The organism is Parabacteroides vesiculifaciens, from assembly GCF_049860805.1.
Taxonomy (GTDB): Bacteria; Bacteroidota; Bacteroidia; order Bacteroidales; family Tannerellaceae; genus Parabacteroides.
This window is the reverse complement of record NZ_CP187555.1, coordinates 456661-478032: the sequence shown is the minus strand read 5'-3', so window position 1 is coordinate 478032 and position 21372 is coordinate 456661. Positions and strand designations below refer to the sequence as shown.

General features: G+C 44.2%; 17 protein-coding genes. 6 read left to right on the top strand and 11 right to left on the bottom strand.

Annotated elements, in window-relative coordinates; all coding sequences use genetic code 11:
* Positions 1-549: 549 nt before the first annotated feature.
* The 6 genes from ACPYIV_RS01925 (at position 550) to ACPYIV_RS01900 (ending at position 12252) form a co-directional block, all read left to right on the top strand.
* Complete coding sequence (locus ACPYIV_RS01925; protein ID WP_293738895.1) at positions 550-3612, top strand: SusC/RagA family TonB-linked outer membrane protein; 3063 nt, start codon at positions 550-552, stop codon at positions 3610-3612.
* A gap of 23 nt (positions 3613-3635) precedes the next feature.
* Positions 3636-5285, top strand: coding sequence for a RagB/SusD family nutrient uptake outer membrane protein (locus ACPYIV_RS01920; RefSeq protein WP_425885258.1), 1650 nt, complete (start codon positions 3636-3638; stop codon positions 5283-5285).
* 64 nt (positions 5286-5349) lie between these two features.
* A complete protein-coding gene (locus ACPYIV_RS01915; protein ID WP_425885256.1) occupies positions 5350-6732 on the top strand; it encodes a DUF6057 family protein in 1383 nt (460 codons plus the stop codon).
* A 42-nt stretch (positions 6733-6774) separates the two neighbouring features.
* Positions 6775-8193: a TolB family protein gene (locus tag ACPYIV_RS01910; RefSeq protein WP_425885254.1), complete on the top strand. Its 1419-nt coding sequence runs from the start codon at positions 6775-6777 to the stop codon at positions 8191-8193.
* A 19-nt stretch (positions 8194-8212) separates the two neighbouring features.
* A complete protein-coding gene (locus tag ACPYIV_RS01905) occupies positions 8213-8767 on the top strand; it encodes a DUF3332 domain-containing protein (RefSeq protein ID WP_425885252.1) in 555 nt (184 codons plus the stop codon).
* 107 nt (positions 8768-8874) lie between these two features.
* The gene (locus tag ACPYIV_RS01900) at positions 8875-12252 is read left to right on the top strand and encodes a glycoside hydrolase family 2 TIM barrel-domain containing protein (RefSeq protein ID WP_425885250.1); all 3378 of its coding nucleotides are present in this window, start codon (positions 8875-8877) and stop codon (positions 12250-12252) included.
* A gap of 413 nt (positions 12253-12665) precedes the next feature.
* On the opposite strand, the gene ACPYIV_RS01895 is transcribed toward ACPYIV_RS01900, so the two are convergent.
* From ACPYIV_RS01895 to ACPYIV_RS01845, 11 genes are all read right to left on the bottom strand, one after another.
* The gene (locus ACPYIV_RS01895; RefSeq protein ID WP_425885248.1) at positions 12666-12917 is read right to left on the bottom strand and encodes a hypothetical protein; all 252 of its coding nucleotides are present in this window, start codon (positions 12915-12917) and stop codon (positions 12666-12668) included.
* A gap of 419 nt (positions 12918-13336) precedes the next feature.
* On the bottom strand, positions 13337-14872 hold the full coding sequence (rny, locus tag ACPYIV_RS01890; protein ID WP_293733346.1) for a ribonuclease Y: 1536 nt from the start codon (positions 14870-14872) through the stop codon (positions 13337-13339).
* 109 nt (positions 14873-14981) lie between these two features.
* Positions 14982-15272 (bottom strand): cell division protein ZapA, encoded by a 291-nt coding sequence (locus ACPYIV_RS01885; RefSeq protein ID WP_293733345.1) that lies wholly within the window; start codon positions 15270-15272, stop codon positions 14982-14984.
* Between the two features lie 5 nt (positions 15273-15277).
* Positions 15278-15571 carry a hypothetical protein gene (locus ACPYIV_RS01880; RefSeq protein ID WP_293733344.1) on the bottom strand — a complete coding sequence of 98 codons (294 nt, stop codon included), beginning with the start codon at positions 15569-15571 and terminating at the stop codon, positions 15278-15280.
* 152 nt (positions 15572-15723) lie between these two features.
* A complete protein-coding gene (locus tag ACPYIV_RS01875) occupies positions 15724-15924 on the bottom strand; it encodes a winged helix-turn-helix domain-containing protein (protein ID WP_293733343.1) in 201 nt (66 codons plus the stop codon).
* Positions 15925-16065: 141 nt separating this feature from the next.
* Positions 16066-16758, bottom strand: coding sequence for a B3/B4 domain-containing protein (locus ACPYIV_RS01870; RefSeq protein ID WP_425885245.1), 693 nt, complete (start codon positions 16756-16758; stop codon positions 16066-16068).
* Between the two features lie 35 nt (positions 16759-16793).
* Complete coding sequence (gene pgeF, locus ACPYIV_RS01865) at positions 16794-17663, bottom strand: peptidoglycan editing factor PgeF (protein WP_425885243.1); 870 nt, start codon at positions 17661-17663, stop codon at positions 16794-16796.
* On the bottom strand, positions 17611-18774 hold the full coding sequence (gene obgE / locus ACPYIV_RS01860) for a GTPase ObgE (RefSeq protein WP_293733340.1): 1164 nt from the start codon (positions 18772-18774) through the stop codon (positions 17611-17613). The genes pgeF and obgE overlap by 53 nt, the downstream gene beginning before the upstream one ends.
* 88 nt (positions 18775-18862) lie before the next feature.
* Positions 18863-19432, bottom strand: coding sequence for an adenylate kinase (locus ACPYIV_RS01855; RefSeq protein WP_293733339.1), 570 nt, complete (start codon positions 19430-19432; stop codon positions 18863-18865).
* A gap of 131 nt (positions 19433-19563) precedes the next feature.
* Entirely contained in the window at positions 19564-20103 is a 540-nt protein-coding gene (hpt, locus tag ACPYIV_RS01850) for a hypoxanthine phosphoribosyltransferase (RefSeq protein WP_425885240.1), read from the bottom strand.
* Between the two features lie 66 nt (positions 20104-20169).
* A complete protein-coding gene (locus ACPYIV_RS01845; protein WP_293733337.1) occupies positions 20170-21369 on the bottom strand; it encodes a 6-bladed beta-propeller in 1200 nt (399 codons plus the stop codon).
* Positions 21370-21372 lie beyond the last annotated feature (3 nt).

Below are 21372 nucleotides of genomic sequence, written 5' to 3'. Positions count from 1 at the left end.
TCATCCTTATTGTATATATAATAATGTTTATAGAAGGATTTTTACTCCAAAAATAGTTTGCCACACAATTACAGATTTTATCTCCATAAGTATCTTTTGAAAAATAAACGACTAACAATCAGAACTATGAAGCGAATATTTTCGTATATTAAAGCAAGTCCACTTATTTGCTGATAATTATCATCCGTATGATTGATGGTAATCGACCGTTCGGTTGATAATCATCGGCTAAACGGCTCATGGTTATCAAAATCAAGTTAATCGCCGGGGATTTTGTAATAAATAGGCTGGTAATACCGAGTTCCTCATCATTAGCTTATAAAACTTAATCATAGTTCTACAAGAACTGCATATAAAAATCCCCCTTTTCGCGTCTCCTTCTCTCTATATTTTTTACAATATGTCTTAGTTCTACAAGAACTACACGTGTGAAAGCATAAACTTTGGCCCTAATTACTAAAAAATAAGCAAGTAAGTGTGAGCTGTAAAAGACACAGATCCTCCTAAAGCCTATTATATCTAACTATTATTAAACAAAAAACAATTAGTATGTTGAAAATCGCAAGACCAGTCAGCCTAATGTTGATGTCTGCTGCATTGTTTACGACAGGTACAGTGTTCGCATCTAATGAGGTAGCAACACCCAACGTTGGCATCTCTCAGCAACAAACAAGTTTGAAAGGTATCGTGGAAGACGAATTTGGCCCTGTAGCGGGAGCTTCCGTAGTCGTGAAAGGTACGACAAACGGTACTGTTACCGACATGAACGGTAATTTCGTTCTGGAGGTAAAAAAAGGAGATGTTATTGTCATCTCTTTTATCGGTTACCTGACTCAGGAAATCAAGTACAATGGAGAACCATCCATCAAAATCAATCTGAAAGAAGACACACAAAAACTTGACGAAGTAGTAGTTGTCGGTTACGGTGTACAGAAAAAGGTCAATTTAACCGGTTCTGTATCGACAGTAAAAGCCGAAACTCTTGAAACAAGACCCGTTTCCAGTGTGTCTGCAGCTTTGGCAGGACAGATGCCTGGTGTGACAGCAATCCAAAGCACAGGTAGACCGGGTGGACAATCAGGAACTATTACTATCCGTGGTAAGAACTCTGTAAATGCAGCAAGCCCGTTAGTAATCGTAGACGGTGTTCCGGGTAGTATGAATACGATTGACCCGTCCGACATCGAAAGCCTAACCGTATTGAAAGATGCATCTTCTTCTGCTATTTACGGTGTGCAGGCAGCAAATGGTGTTATCTTGATTACAACAAAAAAAGGTAAAAAAGGTGATCGGGCACGCGTTAACTATTCAGGAAATGTCGGATGGTCCACTCCTACTATGCGTCCGAAATTCTTAGGTTCGGCAGACTATGCCATGTTGTATAACGAAGCGACTAAAAACGATAATCCGAACAACCCAATCCGTTTTACAGATGAAGACATTGAATTATACCGAAATGGCTCCGATCCTTACGGTCATCCAAATACAGACTGGTATAAAGAAACACTGAATAAAAATGCACTTGAAACCATGCATCACTTATCCATCAGTGGTGGTTCCGAAAAGACCAGCTACAGCGCATCAGTCGGATATACCCAACAGAACGGTTTGATCGATGCGAATAACTACAAACGTTTCAATGCCCGTACCAGTGTCGATTCACAAATCAACAAATGGTTCTCAGCCGGCTTGAATGTATCTGGTTACAGGGGAACCTATACCGACGGATGGAACAGCGTTGCAGGCATTACCCAGTTTACCAACCGTGCCACCCCTGTAGAAGGAATTCGCAATAAAGAAGGTAAATATCTATATCATGGTAAGGATAATCCACTGGCAGTATTGGGACGTGACGGCTTCAGAAGAGATATGAACCAGCAGGTTAACGGGACATTATATGGACAAGTAAATATTCTCCCCAATTTGACTGCGAAAGCATTATTCTCCGTACGAAATGATGAAAGAAGCGAAGAAGGCTTTAAATCTCAGGTTATTTACGGAGAAAAAAACGAAGCATCGACAGGGCTTCGTGAAGGATATGAAAAACAGACTTGGTGGAACTGGTATACAACACAGGTCTTGATCAATTATAATGAAACATGGGGCAAACATGACTTGGGTTTATTAGGCGGTTTCGAACAAATCGACTATCGTTATAAACATCTGGAAGCAAAACGCAAAGGAGGAGGAAACAACGAACTACAAGAATCATTGAGCACGTTGGACGCATCGTCACAAACCAATGAAGAATCCCGGTATGAAATTGCACACCGTTCTTATTTCGGACGTGCACAATATAACTTCGACAACAAATACCTGTTTGAAGCCAATGTCCGTATTGACGGTTCTTCACGTTTCGCATCAGGTAGCCGCTGGGGTACATTCCCTGCATTTTCTGCCGGGTGGAGAATTACGGAAGAAGAATTCATGAAGAATGCAGGCACAGACTGGTTGAGTAATCTTAAATTACGTGCTGGCTGGGGACAGACCGGTAATGAAGAATTGAAAGATGAAGAAGCATACCTGACAGTTCCTTCTTATGCATACGATCCTTTTGTCATGGGTAATTCATTATACACTACCACATATGAAAGCCGTTATGCCAATAAAAATTTGAAATGGGCAACCGTAACCAGTATTGAAGGTGCGATTGAAGCTTCTTTCCTAAATAATAAGATTGGCTTTGAGTTGGCCGGATACAAAAAAACGACTAACGATATGTTACTGTTGCTTCCGGTTCAGGGAGTATTAGGTATGGATGCACCGAGACAGAATGCCGGTCAGGTTCAAAATACAGGGTTTGACTTAAGCATTTTCCACAACAACTCTGTTGGGAAAGATTTCCGTTACGACATTAATTTCAACATCGCTTATGTTCACAATGAACTGACAGACTTAAAAGGTACTGAAGGAAAAGAACCGGGCGATGGCAGAGGTAACTTCTGGTTCCTGGAAGGTTACCCTATCGGTTCCTATTATGGATATGAAGCAGACGGTCTGTTCAACTCGGACGAGGAGGTCGCAAAAGGGCCGAAACGTACTGGAACAGAACAGCCGGGTGACATCCGCTATAAAGACTTGAATGGTGACGGTAAAATCGATGCTGCCAACGATCGCAAAGTGATCGGAAAAGAATTTCCGAGTTGGACAGCAGGTCTCGGAGCTAACCTGTATTACAAAGATTTCGATCTGTCATTCTTCTTCCAGGGAGCATTCGATGTAGACGCTTATGTAAACGGTGAAGCAGCTTACGCTTTCTTCAACGGCGGTAAAGTATTGGAACGCCATCTGGATCGTTGGACTCCGACTAACCATGACGCTTCTTATCCTCGTATCACCATGGCTGACCAGATTAACTACCAGCTTTCTTCCTACTGGTTGCAAGACGCATCATACGTACGTCTAAAAAATTTAACCATTGGTTACAACATCCCGAAAGCATTGTTGAGTAAAATCAATCTGGATCGCGTCAAGGTATTCCTGACTGGTGAAAACCTCTTTACAATCACAGGAATGGACACCCTCGACCCTGAATCGGCACCGTCAAGTTCACGTGGTGGATTGTATTCTAATATAAGAAAGATTTCAATCGGTCTTAAAGTTGGTTTTTAAATAACAGATTATAAATTATAAATATGAAAAAGAGTTATATATATATAGCCTTATTGGCAACTACACTTTTCGGTTTCAGCTCTTGTAGTGATTTCCTGGACCGTATTCCGGATGATGAACTGTCTGATGCCAGTTACTGGAAAACACCTAATGATGCAAAAATATTCATTGCAAATGTTTACAAGAGCAGTTTACCAGGCTGGGGTGAAATTGATGAAGACATCAATTCTGATAATGCCGTACATGGTATAAAATGGGCTGCAGGTAATGTTTCAAAGGGTATTTACGATCCGGCAGAAATGGGATGGCAAGACGATTATAAAGCTATTCGTGCTTGTAATCTTTTATTAACAAAAATAGATGAGATCCCGGACTATAATCAGGCTGACAAAGAAAAAACTATTGGAGAAGCCCGATTCCTACGAGGTTTTACCTATTTCGGGCTGATCCAAAAATATGGTGGAGTTCCTTATGTTGATAAACCTTTGGATTTGAATGAAATAGGAGATATTACCCGTACACCAGTTGAAGAGGTATATGCTAAAGTTATGGAAGATTTTGATTATGCAATAACAAAATTGCCGGCTCAATGGGAATCCAGCGATTATGGACGTGCGACAAAAGGGGCTGCTCTAGCTATGAAAGCACGTGCTGCACTGTATTTCAACAAATTCGAAACAGCAGCAGATGCAGCCAAACAAGTAATAGATTCCGGTGAATATGAACTGTTTGATGCTAACAATACCGGACAATACGCCAAATTATTCTGGAAAGAGCAAGATGCTTGTAAAGAAGCGATTCTGGTTAGACAATATACAAAGGCTCCTGATCTTGAAAGCTATATGATTGGCTGGGAAGCTTTTCCGACTTTAGGATGGGGAGGAATCAACCCGACTCAAAGCTTAGTAGATGCATTCGAATGCGAAGACGGATCTCCTATCGAAAAATCGACAACATACGATCCGACAAATCCGTTTAAAGGCCGTGATCCTCGTTTGGAAGTTTGTGTTTTACATGACGGTGAAGTTATGTATAATGTAAATATCAAAACAGCTCCATTGAAATCAAGTGGTAGTACAGGTGTTGCCCAACATAACGATGCTACTGCAACAGGTTATTATCAACAAAAATATTTGGACCCGACAATCGATCCGCAGGTCGATGGTTGGAATATGGACACCTATTGGTTTGTTATCCGTTATGCAGAAGTGTTATTGACTTATGCAGAAGCTAAGAATGAAATATCACCATTAGACGCCTCAGCATTTGATGCAGTCAATCAAGTACGTCGCCGTGTGGGTATGCCCGAATTGCAAAATACAAATGCAACAAAACCGACCTATTGCGGAACACAGGATGCACTTCGCCAACGAATCCGCAATGAATGGCGTGTAGAATTTGCATTGGAAGGTAAGCGCAAATGGGATATCCGCCGTTGGGGTATCGCTAAAGATGTGTTGAACGCTCCATTCTTAGGAATGAAATATAAGATGGTCGATGATCCTAACGCTCCGGAAGGGGATAACGGAAAGAAATGCATCTTGTATCAGGGTGAAAACATCAAACTGACCGGTAGCAAATATGAAGACCATAACTACCTGTTCCCGATTCCGCAGGAAGAAATCGACCTGAATCCGGCATTGACACAGAATCCGGGATATCCGACAAAATAAGTACAGATATTAATATTTACAGCAAACACGGGAGGACAAATGTTCTCTCGTGTTTCATTATTTTATGAAGCATATCCACTGGTTACTTTCTGCTATTCTCTTTTGTTTGTTTCTGTTCATGTTTATGGACAGCCTGGCTTACTTGTTCCCTTATCATGAACAACAGCAGCTTTTCTTGTTTGCAAATTCCTACCTGGATATTTATCTATCGGAGCCGGGAAAACTGAGTGAATACATAGCAAACTTTATCATCCAATTTTTCTATCTGCCTTACACTGGCAAAATAGTATTGGCATTTCTTTTGTCATGCTTATATTTACTGCCGGTATTAACCACCCGGAAACTAACCAAGCAAAGCGATCCGTTACAGATTGCATTACTTCCTTCCCTCTATTTATTTGTCCAATTCGAATCGTCCGATTTTGAGATCAGCCGGATTACGAGCCTTTTCTGTTCTTTTCTTATTACATATTTAGTTTCCCTGCTTCCAGGGAAAGCCTTTTATTGCGCTTCAATTCCCTGTTTCCTGCTGACAGGATTCACATTAGGTTGGATCTATCCTGTAATCGTTTTTGCAATCCTTTTGCTAACCGCATTTACAGCCTGTTTGCTGCCCCGTTTAATAACCAATCAAAAGATATATATAAGCTGTACAATCGTGAGTCTGGCAGTGTATGCCTCGTGTACTTTTTATTCATTTGTCCGCACTTATAATATGCGCGAAAGATTACTGATCGAAACCGAAAATCATGTAAAGAAACAGGAGTGGGAACAAGTTCTTGCCTGTGCAAAAAGATACAGAGGAGAAAACCAACTGATGGATTATTTCTGTAATATGGCCCTTTACCAAACCGGACGTATGCCTTACGACCTGTTGAAATATCCGCAGAGCTATGGGATCAATTCACTTTTCCTGCCTTGGGTCAGTGATCCGCGGCAAAGTAAGTACGGCCATTATCTGTATGAACAATTAGGCTATATCAACGAGGCTCAACGTTGGGCATCCGAAGCGCTGATGGTTTATGGCGAAACAGCCCCGACTCTCCTGAACCTGATTCGTTATAACATTGTAAACGGACGCCAGGAAGTTGCAATGCGTTTTATCAGAATATTAAAGCAATCCTTGTTTTACAAAACACAAGCAGAAGAATATGAAAAGTTGGTTCCTACCGGTAAAGTTCCAGGCTTGACACCTGTTGTTTCCCGACAAAAAGAGAAAAAAGCACGTTTTGCCAATATTCAGAATTTAGGTCCGGAACTTATTTTCATTTGTGAGCAAGACTCTACCAATCGTATGGCGTTCGAATATCTGATGAGCTACCTGATACTTGGCAATAAGCCCAAACAATTTGTAGAAAATCTACCACGGATAAAGACATTCTCTTATCCGGAAATGCCGCCTCTATACCAGAGTATACTCGATAATTATAAACAGACACAACAATAATGGCTTATGAAACCTTGTATTATTCTCCTATATATATTATTGATGACTGCCTGTAGTCAGGGAAAGATTACACCGGATGCTTGTACAGACAAACCTCCTACCCTGTTTCCAGATTATACGGATGTCACATTTCCGGTCAATATAGCTCCTCCCAACTTTCAGATTACAGAGGTTGGAGATGAATATTATACAGAAATAGGATTCAGGGATAAGGTTTTCTTTACTCAGAAAAATAAACGAGGTGAAATTATAATACCTTTGAAACAGTGGCACAAACTGACCTCTGAGGCGGCCGGAAAAGACTTCTATATCCGTATCTCTATCCGGCAGAAGGAGAGGTGGAAGCAATACAAAGAAATCAGGAACTCCATTTCTACAGAGCCTATAGATCCTTATTTAGTATACCGGCTTTTATACCCGGGTTACGAGTTGTGGAATCAAATGGGTATTTACCAGCGGAATCTTACCACATACGAGGAACTTCCCATTATCGAAAACAAATCAGATAAATCAGCCTGCATGAATTGCCATACTTTCTGCCAAAACAATCCGGAAACCATGATGATCCACATTCGGGGTAATAACGGGGGAACCATTATTTCCCGTAACGGTAGTGTTGGAAAAGTCAACGTTAAAAAAACAGGGATGAACAATGGCGGGACGTATGCAGCCTGGCATCCGAACGGACGGTATATTGCTTATTCCGTCAATGAAATACAGCAGTTTTTCCATTCCACTGGGAAAAAACCGATAGAGGTATCGGACCGGGAATCCGACCTGATCGTATGGGATTGCGAAACCAACCGGCTTATCACCGACTCGCTTATTTATGGCCCGGAATGGATGGAGACATTTCCATCCTGGAGCCCCGATGGGAAAACATTATATTTCTGCCGGAGCAAGGCTATTACTCCCCAAACATCTTTAGACAGCATCTATTATGACTTGTACAAAATACCTTTCGATGCTCAAAAACAAACATTCGGTAAACCCGAATGCATATACGAAGCATCAACTTTACAAAAAAGCATTTCCTTTCCGAGAATATCGCCGGACGGAAACTTCCTGATGTTTACTTGCTCGGATTATGGGAACTTCTCGATATGGCATCCCGAAAGTGAACTTTATTTATTAAATCTTCAAAATGGGAATATCCGTAATATGCAGGAAGTGAACAGTGATAATGTAGAGAGTTTTCACACATGGTCATCCACAGGGAAATGGTTCGTTTTCAGCAGTAAACGCGTAGACGGACTTTGGGCGCATCCGTTAATAGCCTCTTTTAATCCGGAAACAGGGTGTGCCGGCAAGCCGTTTATGGTTCCACAGAAAGATCCCGGCTTCTATAAAACTTTCACTAAAACATTTAATTTACCGGAGCTCATCACCGCCCCGATAACAGAAAACAAACAGAGCCTTAAACAAATCCGAAATAAATTGTTATCTTCGTCCCCAAATTAACTACAAATATTAAATATTCATGAAGAAAAAAAGTGTAACTTTATTGGTGGCAACAACGCTTGCCAGCAGTGTATTATTCTCATCATGTATTGGATCATTTGGGTTGTCCAATAAGCTGTTGGATTGGAACAGAAACATTGACAGCAAGTTTGTGAACGAATTGGTTTTTATCGCTTTCTGGATTGTACCGGTTTATGAAATTTCAGCATTAGCCGACATATTGGTATTGAACTCGATTGAATTCTGGAGCGGTAGCAACCCTGTTGCAGATGCCGGCACGGTCAAGACAATCGAAACGAAAGACGGTACGTATGCCATCGAAACAAAGAAAGACGGCTATCACATCCAGAAAGAAGGAGAAGAAAAAGCGGTCGACCTGGTTTTCAATGAAACAGACAAGAGCTGGAGCGTAGAAGCAGACGGCGAAACGACCAAACTGTTGAAGTTCACAGGCGACGACGAAGTTGTGATGTACCTTCCTGACGGTAAGGAAATGAATGTGGAGCTGAACCAGGCAGGCGTACTTGCTTTCAAACAAGTTGCCGAAGGTTATTCATTCTACGCAGCAAGATAAGAAAGTTGAAAGGTGAAAGTTGAAAGTTAAAAAAATACTCTTTTTCACTTTCAACTTTCACCTTTCAACTTTCACCTGACTAAGTCTAATCTAAATTAAAAATGCATATGAAACACATGATCAAACAAACGATGCTCACGGGAGCATTGAGTTGCTTCCTTCTGGGCTCCGCATTGGCTGACAATGCCGCGAACCAGCCAGCGAAGCCTTACTGGCAGGACATCCAGGTCATTGCCGTTAATAAAGAGGCCCCCCGTTCCTCTTTTATGAGTTATGGAGACCGTGCCACGGCTCTCTCTTCCCGGTATGAAAAAAGTCCTTTTTATTCGTTACTGAACGGCACATGGAAATTCTATTTTGTAGATTCATACAAAAATCTTCCTGCCAACATCACAGATCCTTCTGTCAGTACTTCCGATTGGGACGACATCACCGTTCCGGGAAACTGGGAAGTTCAGGGACATGGTACTGCTATCTATACGAACCACGGATATGAGTTCAAGCCGCGTAACCCGCAACCTCCGCTGTTGCCGGAAGCGAATCCGGTAGGTGTTTACCGCCGTGACTTCGAAGTTCCCGCCGGTTGGGACGGGCGTGACGTATATCTGCACATCGCCGGAGCTAAATCAGGCTTATATGTTTATGTAAACGGTAAGGAAGTCGGCTATAGCGAAGATTCCAAGAATCCGGCCGAATTCCTGATCAACAAATACCTGCAACCGGGCAAAAACGTACTGACGCTGAAAATCTTCCGTTGGAGCACAGGTTCCTTTCTGGAATGCCAGGATTTCTGGCGCCTGAGCGGTATCGAACGTGACGTCTACCTCTGGTCACAACCCAAGATCGCCGTTAATGACTACCGCGTCGTTTCCACGCTCGACGATACGTATAAAAACGGAATCTTCAGCCTGGCAATGGATATCAAGAACCATTCCGACAAGGTGAAGGACATCGATGTCACCTACGAATTATTAGATGCGAAAGGCAATGTGGCGGCAACGGCTGAAAACAAGCTGTGGGTAAGCCCGAACACGATTACAACGACTTCATTCGAAAAGACATTGGATAACGTTGAAACCTGGAATGCCGACCATCCGAACCTCTATAAGCTGCTGATGACGATCAAAGAAGACGGCAAGGTGACGGAAGTGATCCCGCAAAACGTCGGCTTCCGCCGCATCGAAATCAAAGAGATCGACCAGATCGCCGGCAACGGCAAACCTTACACCGTCCTGTTGTTCAACGGCCAGCCGATCAAGTTCAAGGGTGTGAATATCCACGAACACAATCCGCTGACCGGACATTACGTAACAGAAGAACTGATGCGTAAAGATTTCGAACTGATGAAACTGAACAACCTGAACTCCGTTCGTTTGTGCCATTATCCGCAGGACCGTAAGTTCTATGAACTTTGCGACGAATACGGATTGTATGTTTACGACGAGGCCAATATCGAATCGCACGGTATGTACTACAACTTGCGCAAAGGCGGTACATTAGGAAACAACCCGGAATGGCTGAAACCGCACATGGACCGTACGATGAACATGTACGAACGCAACAAAAACCATCCGTCCGTAACGATCTGGTCATTAGGCAACGAAGCCGGAAACGGTTACAACTTCTACCAAACCTATTTATACCTGAAGGATAAGGAAAAGACCATGATGGGCCGTCCGGTCAACTACGAACGGGCACAGTGGGAATGGAACTCCGATATGTACGTTCCGCAATATCCGAGCGCGAAATGGCTGGAAGAGATTGGCAAGGAAGGTAGCGACCGTCCGGTTGCACCGTCCGAATATGCGCATGCAATGGGTAACTCGACCGGTAACCTTTGGGGACAGTGGCAAGCGATCTACAAATATCCGAACCTCCAGGGCGGTTATATCTGGGACTGGGTTGACCAGGGCCTTCTTGTCAAAGATGCCAACGGAAAAGAATATTATGCTTACGGCGGCGACTTCGGCAAAGATATGCCGAGCGACGGTAACTTCCTCTGCAACGGTATCGTGAACCCGGACCGCACACCTCATCCGGCTATGGAAGAAGTGAAATACGCACACCAGAATATCGGTTTCGAAGCAGTAGATGCAGCGAAAGGCGTATTCAAAGTGACAAACCGCTTCTACTTCACAAACCTGAAGGACTACATAATCAGCTACACGATCAAGGCCAACAACAAAACCGTCAAAGGCAATAAGATGTCTCTCGACCTGGCTCCACAGACATCCCAGGAAATCACGATTCCGGTAGAAGGCTTGAAGCCGCAGGCGGGCGTCGATTATTTGGTGAATTTTGTCGTGACTACGACTAAACAGGACGGCGTAATCCCTGCCGGTTACGACATCGCGCAGGATCAGTTTACTTTGCCGGTGACAGCCGATAAGACCACTTACAAAGCAGGCGGTCCTAAACTGGCCGTATCTGAAGAAGGGAACGATCTGAAGGTGACTTCCTCCAAAGTAAATTTCGTATTCGACAAGAAAGCAGGCGTCGTGGCTTCTTATAAAGTAGGCGGAACGGAATACTTCAACGAAGGCTTCGGCATCCAGCCGAACTTCTGGCGTGCTCCGAACGATAACGACTATGGAAGCGGTGACCCGAAACGTCTTGAAATCTGGGAACTCTCGAGCCGCAACTTCAATGTGACAAGCGCTACAGGCGAAATCGTCGATGGCAATGCCGTGGTTAAGATCGACTATAAGCTGCCGGCCGGCAACCAGTTCTTAGTAACATACAAGATCTATCCTGACGGCGTTATGAACGTGGCTACCCACTTCACACCCGCCCACCTGGACGGCGTGAAGATCGGCATTTCCGAAGCAACCGCCACCGCCACATTCTCACCGGGCCGTGCCAATGTCAGCGAACGCGACAAGATGGTCGTTCCGCGTATCGGCGTACGTTTCCGTCTGCCGGCTACGATGGATCAGTTAGAATACTTCGGCCGTGGTCCGCTGGAAAACTATTGGGACCGCAAAGCCGGTTACATGATCGGACAGTATAAGAGCACGGCAGAAGAGCAGTACTTCCCCTACGTCCGTCCGCAGGAAAACGGCCACCATTGCGATACCCGCTGGCTCTCGTTAGGCGGTAAAGGCAAGAACCTGTTGATCGTTGCAGACGACGAAATGGAATTCAACGCAATGCGTAACTCCGTCGAAGATTTCGATTCGGGTAAAGCAACCGACCGTCCGTACCAGTGGAACAATTTCACTCCGGAAGACATTGCCAACCGCCCGGAAATCGGCCCGTACGACAAACCTCGCCAGACACATATCAACGACATTACACCGCGTAACTTCGTTGAAGTATGCGTAGACCTGAAACAGCAAGGATTGGCCGGCTACGACAGCTGGTATTCACGTCCTGAGCCGGAATACACCTTACCGGCAGACCGGGAATACAAGTGGGGCTTCACGTTGATCCCCGGAGCCAATGCCAACAGTGCACAAAAGAAAGCGGGTTACAGCTACAAATAAGTAATCCGGTTCATAACTTAAAAGCGGTTGCCTCATTTCCGGGCAGCCGCTTTTTTTGTATTGGAGATAAATACATTCATTTTGGGGCAGATTTGAATGATAAATAATGATTTACCGGTACAAAACATGGATGACAGGCTTATACAAACTGATTGTCACTCCGTAGGGGCAGGGTTCTACCCTGCCCACAACGTATTAAATATCATTCTGTTATCCTTTGGGTGGAGTAGAACCCCACCCCTACAAACCTGTCTTATTTATTAAAATTTCACTAAAAACGACTGATCTCCTTATATTGTTTTTCCGGAATCCTCTATCACTCTATCACACTTTGCCTTGTAGGTATTGAAAAACATAACATACGAGGTGTGATAGATGCCGGATTCATGTATCACACCTCTATCACACCTGTATCACCACCCGACATTGAAACGGGTAGCCGGTATTGTCCCAAAAGCAAAAGGAAACGTGCCGATATGTATTTGTAAGGAAATTATTTCATCAACATAAAGTACTTCTTTTGAGAAAACAAGCAGGAAAAGAGCGGAAAGCAAGCAGAAATGTCCAGAATCCCCCCATCTTCCGGCTTTCAACACCCGGATCTTGCTACTCTGTACATCCGGATGTCCGGAACGGCTACACCCGGATGTATAGAAGTATTTCATACTAACACTTTATAATTAAGATACTTACAATACAATAAAAGACTATATATATCACCAAAACATAGATAGGGTGTGATAGATGTGTGACACAGGTGTGATACATGAATCCGGCATCTATCACACCTCGTATGTTATGTTTTTCAATACCTACAAGGCAAAGTGTGATAGAGTGATAGAGGATTCCGAAAAAACCACATAGATATCCGCCCTCGCCTTTTGCCCAACTCGAGCTATAAACTATGAGTATCGGGTAAGCCGATATTCTATAGCTTCAATGCATCGGAAGAAAGATGACAGGCTTTTAAAGAAAAGATGCCTGTCGTTTTTGAAAGCGACAGGCATCTTCTTCATAACATATATGCTTCGATCCCAAAACACCTATGTATTGAGAAACATAGATGTTTTGAAACAAGAAATCCCTACTTAGCGTAGCTTACGGCACGAGTCTCACGGATTACCGTGATCTTCACCTGACCCGGATAAGTCATTTCATCCTGGATCTTCTTTGCGATTTCGTTGGACAGGTTTTCGGTATCCTTATCGTCGATCTTGTCGGCTCCGACAATCACGCGAAGTTCACGACCGGCCTGGATAGCGTATGTCTTCACTACACCCGGATAAGAAAGAGCCAACTGTTCCAAATCGTTCAGACGCTTGATATAAGCCTCTACGATCTCACGGCGGGCTCCCGGACGGGCACCGGAGATAGCATCACAGACCTGTACGATCGGAGCAAGCAGTGTCTGCATTTCCACTTCGTCGTGGTGAGCGCCTACGGCGTTGCAGATATCCGGTTTCTCCTTATATTTCTCACAAAGCTTCATACCTAAGATTGCGTGCGGCAATTCCGGCTCATCATCAGGCACTTTACCAATATCGTGCAACAGACCTGCACGTTTTGCCTTTTTCGGGTTCAACCCCAGTTCAGAAGCCATTACTGCACATAAGTTAGCAGTTTCGCGTGCGTGCTGCAACAGATTCTGACCATAAGAAGAACGATATTTCATCTTACCGATCATACGGATCAGTTCTGGATGCAAACCATGAACACCGAGGTCGATAACGGTGCGTTTACCCGTTTCCACCACTTCGTCCTCAACCTGCTTTCTTACTTTCGTCACCACTTCTTCGATACGTGCCGGGTGAATACGTCCGTCCTGTACCAGCTGGTGCAAAGCTAAACGGGCTATTTCACGGCGGACCGGATCAAAGCCGGACAGCACGATTGCTTCAGGCGTATCGTCAACCACGATCTCGATACCGGTTGCTGCTTCCAACGCCCGGATGTTACGGCCTTCACGTCCGATGATACGGCCTTTGATCTCGTCTGATTCGATATGGAAGACAGTAATCGAATTCTCGATTGCCGTTTCGGTAGCCACCCGCTGGATAGACTGGATAACGATTTTCTTCGCTTCCTTATTGGCTGTCATCTTCGCCTCTTCCATGATTTCGTTGATAAAAGAAGTAGCTTCGGACTTAGCCTCGTCTTTCAGTGATTCGATCAAACGTTCCTTTGCTTCTTCGGCAGAAAGGCCGGAAAGAGTTTCCAGATGTTCGATTTCACGCTGATGGAGTTTATCCAGATCCTGCTTCTTCTTATCTACCAGTTCCAATTGGGCAGCCAGGTTTTCTTTTACGGAATCCACTTCGCTATTCTTGCGTTGCAGGTCTTCCTGACGTTGGTTCAAACCCAACTCGCGTTGTTTCAACTTAGCCTCTACAGACTGTATTTTTGAATTACGGGCGGACACCTGTTTCTCCAGATCCGCTTTCAAATGAAGAAACTTCTCTTTTACTTCGAGCAGTTTCTTCTGCTTCATTACTTCCGACTCCTTTTCGGCCTCGCGTATCACGGCGTCATACCTTGACTTCATAAGGACTCTCATCACGAACCACACGAGCGAGCCTCCGATAATGAAGGTTACAAGTGCTATGATTATAGTCATTCCCATTTTACTTATAGTTTAAATTCAGTTATATTATTATACAAAAAAAGCACTACCCTTACATGGATACACCCATGCAAAGTAGTGCGGAAACGCATCTTCTTTATTCTTACAACTATTTATCCTTCAGGTAACTTTCCAGTTTATCGGTCAGTTCCTGTATCTTTTCAGTAAAGGGACTTGTGTCATTCTTATCCTCCAACTTCAAGTTTTCCACCGATAGTTGAAAGGTTACCATGGCTAACAAATCTTTTACATCCACCTCGGAATATTTCTTCCGGTACTGGTCCATTTTCTTCCGGATTTGCCGGACAGCCTCACGGGCTACCTGCTCCTCGCTCCGGTTGATCCTGATACCATAACTTTTACCGGCTATCTCTACATGTATAAGAAATTTATCGTCCATCGCCTCTATTCGTTTAATAGTGCAATGCACTTGTCTACTTCCCGCACTAACTTTGACAACCGCATCCTGGCACTTTTCATTTCTCCCTCGTTGACAGAAACAACCCGCGCAGTCAGCATGTTATCACATTTGGCATTCAACTCTTCGATCGTCTTTATCGCTTGTTGAAGTTCTCCTTCTTTCTGTACCAATAAATCTTGAAGCTCGTTGATTTTCTGTTTTTGTTTATCACAAAGCTCCATCAAATCACGAACCCTAACATCAAATACAGCCAACAATCTTTTATGATCTTCGGTCATTTCACACCAAATTCTACACAAAAGTAAACTATAGAATTGAATAAAACAACGAATCGGTTTGTTTTTTTGACAGAAAACGTCCGAATACACAAAAGGCCGTTCAAACTAAAATCCGAACAGCCCTCTTTCTAATAGATTCAGCTACGCTATATTTATACTAACGCAACGTACAATTCACCATCGACGTCTTCGAAAGCCAATTTGCCTTCTTTTGCTAACCAACCAAAAGCAGCGTACATATCTTTTTCCGCTTTAATTTTAGTTGCTTTCTTTACTGCCTTAACACTCATTTTTCCGCCTTCGTTCAATACGTTCCAAACAAGGCCGGCGTTTGTTCCAATCAATTCGATCATGTTTCTTTTTGTTTTGTTAATTCGTTAACGGGAGCAAATTTATAGATTAATCGATTAAAACAAAAGGAAATAGATGTTTTTTAGCATAAAAATAGGCGCTTTTTACACTTTGCAAGCATAATTAACACAATTGTAACACAATTATAGCACTATTTGCGTTCTCTTCTCAGATGTAACAAGTTCCATCTCTATGTTTGTTGCTGAAACATATTTGCTTAATAAGTCAGCCGCATACCCTCCCGCCTGCACCAGGCCATCCGGTCCGGAATAGCCATTTATAATCATTAACAGGTGGATGGTATCCAATCCTATTTTTGTCCGTTCCTCATCGCTGGTCGGGGTTCCGACACCACCGACCGCATCCCGGTAGACCGGCAGACCTGCAATGTTCAGTTCGCCACGCCCGATTCCATGATAGATTTCTCCTTCCCTACCGACTCCCAACACCAGACTGCCGCCGGCAATCTTATCCGCATCGAAGCCGCCGATGGAATATCCGCTACGGATAGAAATCAAGTTGATCAGATCGACCAGCGTATCGACCTTATAAAGGGGTAGCTCACGAAGGATGCGCCTCCTTAATGCTTCCGAAGAGGGACGATAGCGATTCGGATCTTTTCCCAGTCGCTTATAAGCCTGGCGGGTAGCCTGGATAGGAAGCCATTTATTGATTTGTTCCAGTTTAACTGTTTCCCGGATTGCCTTTTCTTCGTCCGCTATCTCCTGCCAAAGCCGTTCGTCCGGTTCCGAATTACGAACATCACAAGATATGACCAGGACGTGCAAGTCCGGGCAGGTAGTAGCTACTTCTTCTGAAATTGAAACGTGCAACATAAGAGAGATTTATGATTTGTGAATTATAATAACTATCAATTGTTATTTACCGGCTGCTTGCTATTTAACAGGATGCCGGACAGAATACGTCCGCTCTTGATTCCCAACCGACGGGCGGAGAAGAACTCGTCGGGATGGGTGTGGGTACAGATTCCGGCAAGTTCGATATTTCCGGTTGAAAGACCTTCGGCTAATAGTTGCAGGCGGTTGGCCTCCCATAAATCGATATGGGCTTTTCCGGTATCGGCATTACGCTTCAGGATATGTGGCATTTCAAAGCCTGCCTTCCGGAAAGCATCGACGACCTCCTCGCCTACTTCAAAAGCGCCGGGACCGATGGAGGGAGCAATACCGGCTTTCATGAAGCAGGGATCGGCTCCATATTCATCAATGAGGAAACGAACGGTTTTCGCAGCAATCCGTTGTACGGTCCCCCTCCAACCGGCATGAACGGCAGCTACCGCTTTTACATCGGGAGCATACAGCAGGACCGGGACACAATCGGCAGTTGAAACGGCAATGCAAACGCCCGGTACATTCGTCACCAATGCATCTACACCGTGGAGATAAATCTGTTGTTCATCCAAAGGGAGGGATAGAAAAAAAGGTTCGATCGAACGGACTTCCGCTCCGTGAACCTGGAAAGGCGCAAAAATACATTCGGAAGGAATTCCGATTGCCGCCGAAAGAAGTTTCCGGTTCACCCGGACGGCTTCCGGATCGTCTCCGCTATACTCGCCGGGATTAAAGGAGGCATACGCCCCTTCGCTCACGCCACCATGACGGGTCGTCACAAAATGAGAGATGTTGCAATCGCCGCTTAATACGGGAAATTGCAACATCTTTACTTTATCATTTGGAAGTATCTTCATCTTCTTCGTCGTCCCAATCTTCATATTCTTCATACTCTTCATCGTCGTCGGGATCATCTTCCTCGAGAGGAATGACAAAATCGTCATCGTCAAGCGAAAGTGCGCTCACATCGATGTTCTTATGTACAATCCGCTCTACCTCGTGGAACGTCTCTTTGTTCAGTTCCTTCCACAACAGGTCTTTCAGTTCGGTAATACCCATTCCGGTTACGGAAGAGATAAAAACATGAGGTATGCCTTCCGGCAGATCTTCGGACAATGCCTCGATCAGCTCTTCATCTAACATATCGCTCTTGGTGATAGCCAGGACACGGCTTTTATCCTGCAAATCCGGATTATACTTGACCAGTTCGCCTAAAAGAATTTCGTATTCCTTTTTGATATCGTCTGCATCGGCAGGCACCATAAACAGGAGCAGCGAGTTACGTTCTATATGACGCAAGAATCGCAGTCCCAACCCTTTACCTTCGCTGGCTCCCTCGATGATACCGGGGATATCCGCCATAACGAATGAACGGTTGTCACGATAACTGACAATACCCAAGTTCGGTTCGAGTGTCGTAAACGGATAATTGGCAATCTTCGGTTTAGCAGCTGAAACAACCGACAGCAACGTCGACTTTCCGGCATTCGGGAAACCGACCAGACCGACATCGGCCAACAGTTTCAATTGCAAGATCACCATCCGTTCCTGTGCCGGCTCGCCGGGTTGTGCATAGCGGGGAGCCTGGTTGGTCGACGTCTTGAAGTGGCAGTTGCCCAATCCTCCGCGTCCGCCTTTCAGCAACATTACCTGCTGGCCGTCTTCGGTCACGTCACAGATAAATTCACCCGTTTCGGCATCATACACGACAGTTCCGCAAGGGACTTCGATCACACGATCTTCACCGTCTTTTCCAAAACTACGTTTGGCGCCACCGCCTTCGCCACTTGTCGCCATCACGTGGCGCTCATATTTCAGGTGAAGGAGTGTCCAGTAATTCCGGTTTCCACGAAGATACACATGGCCTCCTCGCCCTCCATCGCCTCCGTCGGGACCTCCTTTCGGAATGTATTTCTCGCGGCGAAAGTGAGAAGACCCTCTCCCGCCCTTACCAGAGCGGCAATAGATCTTTACATAATCTACAAAGTTTGATTCAGCCACTTTTACTTTTTAATTTATGATTTATGATTTATGATTCATAGCGACAAAGGATATAAATCATAAATCATAAATCTTATTCATAAATCTATTACAAATTATTTACCGCTTCCTTGATACGACCGAAAATCTCTTCGATTGTACCCATACCTTTGATGGCAACATGTTTGCCTTCGCCGACATAGTAATCAGCCAAAGGAGCAGTCTGTTTGTGATAAACATCCAGTCTTGACTTGATTGTTTCCAGATTGTCATCCGAACGGCCAGACACCTTGCCACGTTCCAGCAGACGGTTGATCAGTTCTTCTTCTTCTACCTGAAGGTTCAGCATGACAGAAACATCGGTACCCCGTTTGTTCAACATTTCTTTCAGTGCTTTTGCCTGCGGGATCGTACGGGGGAAACCGTCGAAAATGACACCCTTGGAGTTCACCTTGCTATCCAGGACCTTTGCCAGCATGTCAACGATCAGTTCATCCGGAACCAACTGTCCTTTTTCGATGTAATCCTTAGCAATCTTACCCAGTTCCGTTTCGTTCTTCATTTCAGAACGCAAAACATCACCTGTAGAGATATGGTCCAAACCATATTCTTTAATAATCAATTCGCTCTGTGTTCCCTTTCCTGAACCGGGAGCACCAAAAATAACAATGTTCAACATAAAAAGTTTACCTTTTAACAGACAATTGACAATTGGTAATAGGCAATTACGTCAATACTCAATCACCGATCATCGTTTATTATACATTAATCTAATAAATTTCCCCTCTTTAAACAGCCTACGAGCATTTATCAGTCCTCAACTATTTTATAAATGTTCCTGTAAGCCCGTCCCATCTCGTCATAATCCAACCCGTAACCGACGATAAAGTCACTCGGGATCCGGATGCCGATATAATCTGGTTTCAGATTGCACTTCAACGAATCGGGTTTGAACAGCATAGTTGCCAGTTTGACATCGGCAGCACCGTCTTTACGCAGCTTATCCATAACATACTGCATCGTAAAGCCGGTATCGATAATATCCTCGACCAAGATCAAAGTCCTCCCCTTCACATCGGCCTGTACCGGCATAATCTCACGGACTACACCGGTCGTACTGGTTCCCTTATAGGAAGAATAGCGTGCAAAAGTGATTTCATACGGTTCGTCCAACTGGCGCATCAGTTCCGCCGTGAACATAAAAGCTCCGTTCAGGATTCCCACGAATAACGGATGCGTACCTTTCACATCGGCGCGAATACGTTTCGCCATCTTTGCTATCGCGTCTTTTATCTCCTCTTCCGGGATAAAGAGTTCAAATTCTTTGTCTTTTAATCGGATTCTATCCATATTCCGTTTGATTTTCGAGGGGACAAAGGTACAACTTTTTCGGGGAAGCGCAAACAATGTAGTCTATCAGGAGTCCTTTAATTTGTAAAATATAAAGACAGGATTACTCTCTTCTCCCAGGTTTTTCAATTGTTCAGGTATTGAGATTGTACGAATGTCTTTATAATAATCAAGTTCTGCCGATGTTATGACCTGTACCAGGTCGTCTCCTGTCCTATTTCCCCAAACCGGGAATCCCTGATAGCTTCTTGTTCCCAAGAGACCATGTTGCAAAGTTGTAGCAGCCAAATCCCGGAGTGGAGCGGGCTGTTCGCATTTTTCCACCAATGTCTCACCGGTTTTCTTATCCACCGAAGCAACATAATGCCCGTCATTATTTCTCAGGCGGAAATAATACCGCCGGGATGTTTCAAAAAGATCGGAAACAAAGTAATCTTTACCATCTCCAAGGTTTTTCAGGCTATTAAAATTCGTCACATCGAGCGAATTGATCATTTCCTCATCCGAGTTACGCAAACTCAGGACACAAGCGGGTGAAATCTTATCGCCCGACAGCCTGAACACAGTATCGTTACTGCCGGTTTTGAACAGCACGGATTGCAACTGATCGGAATAGCCTGCCGCAATCCGGATCGTCAGACCGGATTTATCACTTGAAACCAAAGGAGAAGAAAAATCATTTTTCGTTACAACCGTATCTCCCTTTTCCGTAAAAAGACCAATACCGAAACTTCCGTTCAGGAAAGGCACATAAGGCATAGATACGGCCGCCAGGTGCCCCTGATCAAGCTTATACTGGAAGATAATCTGATAATTATGAGTGAAATGCTGTACCGGTTCACCGTCCAACGTATAGACCTCTACCCGATCCGTGCTGAACAAATAAAGACGGTTGTTCTTTTCATCCGCCTGCATACTGGCAACGAAACCGCTGAACTCTCCAGGCCCTTGCCCAAACGGAATCAAGGTCTTTATAAAATGCCCCTGCCTGTCGAACAAAACAATCCGTTGCTCCTTTACCGGAAGGACATAAATGTATTTATCCGTAACGGCATAATTTGCGACCCCATCTATTAAAGATGCATCATCGGAAGTAACTTCTAACGGGACATAATCAACGCTTTCTATCTCATCACTCAATTTCAAACTCTTCGGATTCTCAAGCCCGGCCCTTATATCCGCCACCGGACAGTTCGAAGGATCGGATTTCGGTGAACTACAAGCTATCAGCAAAAAAAGCACCCAACTTAAACTCAGTCTCTTCATTAT